The organism is Clavibacter lycopersici (genome assembly GCF_003576405.1).
Lineage (GTDB): Bacteria > Actinomycetota > Actinomycetes > Actinomycetales > Microbacteriaceae > Clavibacter > Clavibacter lycopersici.
The window spans coordinates 1-6,575 of the sequence record NZ_QWGT01000159.1 but is presented as its reverse complement, the minus strand read 5'-3'; the positions used below and the strand labels follow the sequence as shown (position 1 = coordinate 6,575).

At 74.1% G+C, this 6,575-nt stretch carries 5 protein-coding genes; 1 reads left to right on the top strand and 4 read right to left on the bottom strand.

Annotated elements, in window-relative coordinates:
* Positions 1–105 precede the first annotated feature (105 nt).
* The 4 genes from DZG00_RS10780 to DZG00_RS10765 all read right to left on the bottom strand — a co-directional run bounded on the left by DZG00_RS10780 (position 106) and on the right by DZG00_RS10765 (position 5,540).
* Positions 106–684 carry a 4'-phosphopantetheinyl transferase family protein gene (locus DZG00_RS10780; protein ID WP_119382870.1) on the bottom strand — a complete coding sequence of 193 codons (579 nt, stop codon included), beginning with the start codon at positions 682–684 and terminating at the stop codon, positions 106–108.
* Positions 660–1,367 carry a DUF6584 family protein gene (locus DZG00_RS10775; protein ID WP_119382869.1) on the bottom strand — a complete coding sequence of 236 codons (708 nt, stop codon included), beginning with the start codon at positions 1,365–1,367 and terminating at the stop codon, positions 660–662. The genes DZG00_RS10780 and DZG00_RS10775 overlap by 25 nt, the downstream gene beginning before the upstream one ends.
* Before the next feature lie 63 nt (positions 1,368–1,430).
* A complete protein-coding gene (locus DZG00_RS10770) occupies positions 1,431–1,889 on the bottom strand; it encodes a GNAT family N-acetyltransferase (protein WP_119382868.1) in 459 nt (152 codons plus the stop codon).
* Entirely contained in the window at positions 1,890–5,540 is a 3,651-nt protein-coding gene (locus DZG00_RS10765) for a proline dehydrogenase family protein (RefSeq protein WP_119455609.1), read from the bottom strand.
* A gap of 171 nt (positions 5,541–5,711) precedes the next feature.
* Here DZG00_RS10765 and DZG00_RS10760 point away from each other — a divergent pair.
* A partial coding sequence (locus tag DZG00_RS10760) for a LysR family transcriptional regulator (protein ID WP_147359972.1) occupies positions 5,712–6,575 on the top strand: 864 nt, incomplete at its 3' end.

Below are 6,575 nucleotides of genomic sequence, written 5' to 3'. Positions count from 1 at the left end.
GGCGATGCGGGCGCGCTGCTGCGCGCCTGGCTCGCGGACGCGCCGCTGCCGGCGCTGCCGCGGGTGGGGCGGCGCTGAGGCAGCCCATTCGCCGTCGAATCGTTCTTATACTTTGGGCCGATGTATAACGTCGATTCGGCTGCGTGAGCCTGCCGTCGGCATGATCTCGCGCCGGGCCAGCGCAGCGGCCACGTCGCTTCCGAGCTCCACGTCGACGACCCGGTAGCGCGCGGCCTCGCCCTCGATCCACGCGACGATCCCGTGCTCGTCGTCCGCGAATCGCACGCGCGCCGGATCCACCGCGAGGCCGCGCCCATCGGCCTTCAGCACGGCCTCGATGCGCACCCACCCCGCGAGCGTCACGCCGGCCGGCGCCTCCCGGCCGCGCGGCTCAGCGTCGATCCCGATCGGGCCGTCGGTGCTGACCGCGACCACCACCGCATCCCCCGCGTGCGCGACGCTCGCGTGCAGGCCGTCGAGCGCCCGGGATCCGCCGAGCATCGGCCGTCCGTGCGGCCCGCCGCAGGTCGCGCACCGGGCGCGGACGGTGACGTCGGCGGGATCCGCGCCGGTGATCTCCGCGGCGAGTGCGCGCAGCGCGTCCCGGCCGGCGGCGGTGCGAGCGGGGCGGTCGGCGGACGGGTCAACCGGGACGCGCGCTACGACCACGGCGTCGGGCTGCATGATCCGCCGGGGACGCCGGGGACGCCGGGGACACGCGGATCCGCGGGGAGCACGCCCTCGTCCACGTCCTCCGCGGTCGGCCGAGCGGGTCTCCGCAGCGCGTTCACCCACGCCAGCACGATCGCGACGACCGCCAGCACGATCACGGCGAGCGTGGTCCAGCGGGTGAATCCGCTCATGGACGCGCCGAGCAGCGCTCCGACGAACGTCACGGCGACGTCGACGAGGAGGAGCACGACGGCGATGATCCCCACGACCGTGGCGTAGCCGTCCAGCGGGCCCGGAGGTCCGGGGAGCGGCCCCGGCGTCGGCGGGCTCGCCCTGCGGGACAGCAGCTCCCGCTGCACCGGGATCCGCGCCGCCAGCAGCCGGGCATCCTCCGGGATCGACCCGGTGGGCAGGTGCAGGAACGCGCGCACGTCACCGCCGACCGGATACGAGGCCGCGAAGAGCCGCGCGGTGCGGTCGCGCTCGTAGGTGGTGGTCCAGCCGGGGAACACGACTCCCCACCGGCCGGCCTGGTCGTGCGTGCCGTCGTCGCGGTACCACTCGGCGAGGAGACGCCGGGCCGCCCGCTCGGCGGGATGCGCCTCCACGCGCGACCGCAGCGACTGGATCCCCTTGGCCCGCTCGCCCGCCGCCCGCATCGCCTCGGCGCGCGCGATCGCCTGGGCCTCGTCCATCCGCTCATCGTGGCAGGCGGTCGACGCCATCGCATCCGCCCCTCGGTGCGCGGGACACGGCGCTCAGCCCAGTTCGCGCGCCAGCCTCTCATCCGTCTCGGTCGCGTGCCGTGTGACGCCCGCGTCGTCGACGTACGCGTAGGTCGTCGTGATGGTCTCGCCCGTGCCGCGGTAGCCGAGCCGCTCGTACAGCGCGCGGGCGCGCGGGTTGTCGAGGGCGACGCCCACGGCGAGGGGCCCGGATCCGACGCGCCCCTCGGCCGCGCGGATGATCGCGGTGCCGATGCCGCGTCCGCGCTCCGCCGCGTCCACCTGCAGGTTCCGCAGCTCGGGCACGGAGCCGCGGAGGTCGAGCTGGCCGGAGCCCACGGGCCGTTCGCCGTCCCATGCGACGAGCAGCGTGGATCCGTCCGCCTCCTGCAGTGCCCACATCGCGCGCGCGAACCCGCGGCCGGGCGGCTCCTCGCGCTCGAGCCGCCCGACCTCCGAGGCCGCGAGCGCGCGGACCTCGACCGCGGTCACCTAGATGACCGCCTCGCTCCAGTCGTCCGGGTTGCCGAAGCGGTGGGCCGTGATGCTGATGGCCTGCTCGCGCAGGAACGTGAGCATCTCGACGCGGCCGGCTGCGGTGACCTCGTCGGCGAAGACGGCGACGTCGGGCGTGCCGCGGAGAGCGTCGGACAGGGCCCGCGCCTCCACGAGCCGCGAGTCCCGGGCGGCGACGAGGCGCACGCGCTCGGTCGGGATCCCGGACTCTGCGACCCGGGCGAGCCACGCGTCGTCCGTCTCGATGGTCACGTGCACGCTCGGCAGGTCGTCCAGCACCTGGCCGAGGCCGGCCGGGAGGATCCCCGGCACCGACACGTGCATCTCCGCGTACGCGAGGCGCCCGGCGGCGAGCACGCGGAGCAGGTCCGCGAGCGCGCCCGACTCCGTGAGCCGCACCGTGACGGGCAGCGGCCGGTAGCGGAACAGGTTCCGCTCGACGCCGAGGCCGCTCGGGTCCTTCACCTGGCCGAACTCGTCGTGCCAGGCGACCGCGTCGCTGAGCGCCGAGCGGCGGACGAGGTCGAAGTCCTCGTAGCGGATGGCGGGCTGCGCCGACTCGATGAGCTCGGTCACGCGCGGCGCGAGCCCGCGCAGGTGCAGCGAGCTCGAGTGCCGGCCCGCGTCCGCGACCCAGGACCCGAGGCCCATGAGGTAGTTCGGGCCGCCGGCCTTCGTGCCGGATCCGACCGACGAGCGCTTCCACCCGCCGAACGGCTGCCGCTGCACGATCGCGCCGGTGATCCCCCGGTTGACGTAGAGGTTGCCCGCCTCCACGGTCTCCAGCCACTGCTCGAGCTCGCGCGCGTCGAGGCTGTGCAGGCCCGCGGTGAGGCCGTACGGGATGGCGTTCTGGAAGCGGATGGCCTCCTCGAGGGTGCGCGCGCGCATCACGCCGAGCACGGGCCCGAAGAACTCGGTGAGGTGGAAGTACGACCCCGGCTTCACGCCGTCGCGGACGCCCGGCGACCAGAGGCGGCCGGTCTCGTCCTTCGCCTCGGGCTCGACGAGCCACTTCTCGCCGACGCCCAGCTGCGTGAGCGCGTGCTTGAGCTTGCCGGCGGCGGGCTCGATGATCGGGCCCATCTGCGTCGTCGGATCCGACGGGTACCCCACGCGCAGCGACGACACCGCGTCGGTGAGCTGCGTGAGGAAGCGGCGGGACCTCCCGACCGAGCCCACGAGGATCACGAGGCTCGCCGCCGAGCACTTCTGGCCGGCGTGGCCGAAGGCGCTCTTCACGACGTCGGCGGCGGCCAGGTCGAGGTCGGCGCTGGGGGTGACGATGATGGCGTTCTTGCCGCTGGTCTCGGCGAGGAGCGGGAGGTCCGAGCGCCAGGAGCGGAAGACCTCGGCGGTCTCGTAGCCGCCGGTGAGGATCACGCGGTCGACCGCCTTGTGCGAGATGAGGTGCTCGCCGTACTCGGCCTCGCCCGCGTCGACGAGCGCGAGCAGCTCGCGCGGCACGCCGGCCTCGCGGAGCGCCTCGACGAGCACGGCGCCGGATCGGCGGGCCTGGCCGGCGGGCTTGACCACCACGCCGCTGCCGGACGCGAGGGCCGCGAGCATGCTGCCCGCGGGGATCGCGACGGGGAAGTTCCACGGCGGCGCCACCACTGTGACGCGCGACGGCACGAAGCGGGCGCCCTGCACGCGGTCGAGGTCGCGGGCGCGCTCTGCGTAGTAGTGCGCGAAGTCGACGGCCTCGCTGACCTCGGGATCCGCCTCGGCGATGGTCTTGCCGGTCTCCGACGCCATGACCTCGATGAGGCGCGCGCGGTTGCGCTCGATGGCGACGCCCACGCGGTGCAGGAGGGCGGCGCGCTGGTCGCCCGGCCGGGCGCCCCAGGTCGCGGCAGCCGTGCGCACGCCGTCGATGATGTCGTCCAGCTGGTCGGTGGAGTCGATGCGCGCGGCCTCGATGGTCGCGACGCCCAGCTGCGACGCCTCGACGCGCGCCAGGATCTCCCGGCCCCAGGCGCGGTTCGTCGGCAGCGCCGGATCCGTGTCCGCCGCGTTGTGGAACGGCGTCGCGGAGGCGTCCGGGTCGACGAGCGCGTCGGGCGTGAGGAGCGAGCCGCGCGTGAAGCCCTGGACCACGTTCGTGAGCTGCGGGTCGACCTCGTCCTCGGGCTCCTCCGGCGCGTCCGGCTCGGCGAGCGGATCCGCGTCGTCGAGCTCGGGCGGGAACCGGCGGTCCTGCGTGCGGTTCGGCGCCGGGATCGCGTCGTCGACGCCCGCGAGGGATGCGCGGAACCGCGACTCCTCGCGCGCGAAGAGCTCAGCTGACGTGCTGAGCTCGAACACCGCCGACATGAAGTTCTCCTGGCTCGCGTTCTCCTCCAGGCGGCGGATGAGGTACGAGATCGCCACGTCGAACTCGGTCGGGTGCACCACGGGCGTGTAGAGGAGCAGCCCGCCGACCGTGCGCTTCACGGCCTCGGCCTGGCCTGTCGCCATGCCGAGCAGCATCTCGAACTCGATCCGGTCGGTCACGCCGCGCTCCTCGGCGAGCAGCCACGCGTACGCGACGTCGAAGAGGTTGTGGCCGGCGACGCCGACCTTCACGGCGTCGGCCGCGGCGGGGGCGAGCGCGTGCTCGAGCATGCGCTTGTAGTGCGTGTCGGTCTGCTCCTTGGTGGACCAGGTCGCGACGGGCCAGTCGTGCATCCGGCCGTCGACCTGCTCCATCGCGAGGTTCGCGCCCTTGACGATGCGCACCTTGATGGGCGCCCCGCCCGCCGAGCGCCGCTCCTGCGCCCACGCGGTGAGCCGCTGCAGCGCGGCGAGCGCGTCCGGCAGGTACGCCTGGAGCACGATCCCGGCCTCGAGGTCCTTCAGCTGCAGCTGGTCGAGCACGCGCGTGAAGACCTCGATGGTGAGGTCGAGGTCCTTGTACTCCTCCATGTCGAGGTTGATGAACTTCGGGGTGGCGGCCTTCGACGCGAGCTCGTACAGCGGGGTGAGCCGCTCGACGACCTTGTCGACGGCCTCGTCGAACGCCCACATCGACAGCTGCGAGACGACGCTCGACACCTTGATGGAGACGTAGTCCACGTCGTCGCGGGCGAGCAGCTCGCGCGTGCCGGCGAGGCGGCGCGCGGCCTCCTTCTCGCCCAGCACGGCCTCGCCGAGAAGGTTGAGGTTGAGGCGCGATCCGTTCTCGCGCAGCTTCTGGATCGCCGGCCCGAGCTTGTCGCTCGTCGCGTCGACGATGAGGTGGCCGACCATCTCGCGCAGCACGCGGCGCGCGACCGGGACGACGACCTGCGGGAGGACCGGCCCGAGGATGCCGCCCGCGCGGATCGCGCCCTGCATGTACCAGGGCAGGAAGCCGGGGGTCTTGGCGGTGAGCGCGGCGAGGCTGTTGCCGGCGACCGGCAGGTCCTCGGGGCGCACGACGCGGTCGACGAAGCCGATGGTGAAGTCGAGGCCGTTCTCATCCTTGAGGACGCCGGCGAGGCGCTCGGCGGAGGGATCGGCGGGGTGCTGGGCCGCCTCGGCGAGCCAGGTGCGCACGAGCGCGACGGAGCGGTCGGCGAGGTCATCGCGGTCCGGGGCGGCGGAGGCGCCGGTGCCCGTCGGGATCGTGGCGGTCTCGGGGGCGGATGCGGTCTCGGCGGTCATGCGGGAACCTCTTCGTCTCGGGTGGGCCTCGGCCCCGTCGTCGGCCGCACTGCGGGCGCGTCCTCCCAGTGTGCGACCATGCTCTCGTCGGATGCGCTGAACGTTTCCGATGATCATCGTGCGGTCCAGCCGATGATTCCATGCTCGCCTGGGATCCCGCGGGAGGCGCACGTGCTCGAGATGCGACGGCTGCGGCTCCTGCGCGAGCTCAAGCTCCGCGGCACGATCGGCGCGGTCGCCGACGCGCTCTCCTTCAGCCCGTCGTCGGTGTCGCAGCAGCTCGCGCAGCTGGAGCGCGAGGCCGGGGTCACGCTGCTGCGCCGGGTCGGCCGGCGGGTGGTGCTCACGCCGCAGGCCGAGATCCTCGTGGAGCACACGACCGCCCTGCTCGAGCGGCTGGAGCGCGCCGAGACCGAGGTGAACGCGTCGCTCGCGAACGTGAGCGGCACGATCCGCGTGGCCGCGTTCCAGTCGGCGCTGCTCGCGCTCGTGCCGCCGGCGCTCACGATCCTCCGCGACGACTACCCCGACCTGCGGGTGGAGATCACGATGCGCGAGCCCGAGTCGGGCCTCCACGACGTGTGGGCGCGCGACCACGACCTCGTCATCGCCGAGCAGTACCCGGCCCATGCGGCGCCGCGGCCCGCCGACCTCGACCGCGAGGAGCTCTGCGTGGATCCGCTCCGCCTCGGCCTCCCGCCCGGCCGCGACGACGTCCGCACGATCTCCGACGCGCGCCGCCTGCCGTGGGTGATGGAGCCCGCGGGCACGGCATCCCGCCACTTCGCCGAGCAGGTGTGCCGGGTCGCGGGCTTCGAGCCCGACGTCCGGTACGTCACGGCCGACCTGCAGGCGCACATCGACCTCGTGCGCGGCGGGCACGCGGCCTCCGTGCTGCCCGACCTCGTGTGGGCGGGACGCGAGCCCGACGTGCGGCTCATCGGCCTGCCCGGCTCGCCGCGGCGCACGGTGTTCACGTCGTCGCGCGTCGGCAGCCTCGACCGGCCGGGGATCCGCGCCTGCCGCGACGCCCTC

Bases quoted from the DNA above. Each gene is read 5' to 3' on its own strand.
- DZG00_RS10775 (WP_119382869.1), bottom strand. From the start codon at position 1,367: ATGGACGAGGCCCAGGCGATCGCGCGCGCCGAGGCGATGCGGGCGGCG.
- DZG00_RS10780 (WP_119382870.1), bottom strand. From the start codon at position 684: ATGCAGCCCGACGCCGTGGTCGTAGCGCGCGTCCCGGTTGACCCGTCC.
- DZG00_RS10765 (WP_119455609.1), bottom strand. From the start codon at position 5,540: ATGACCGCCGAGACCGCATCCGCCCCCGAGACCGCCACGATCCCGACG.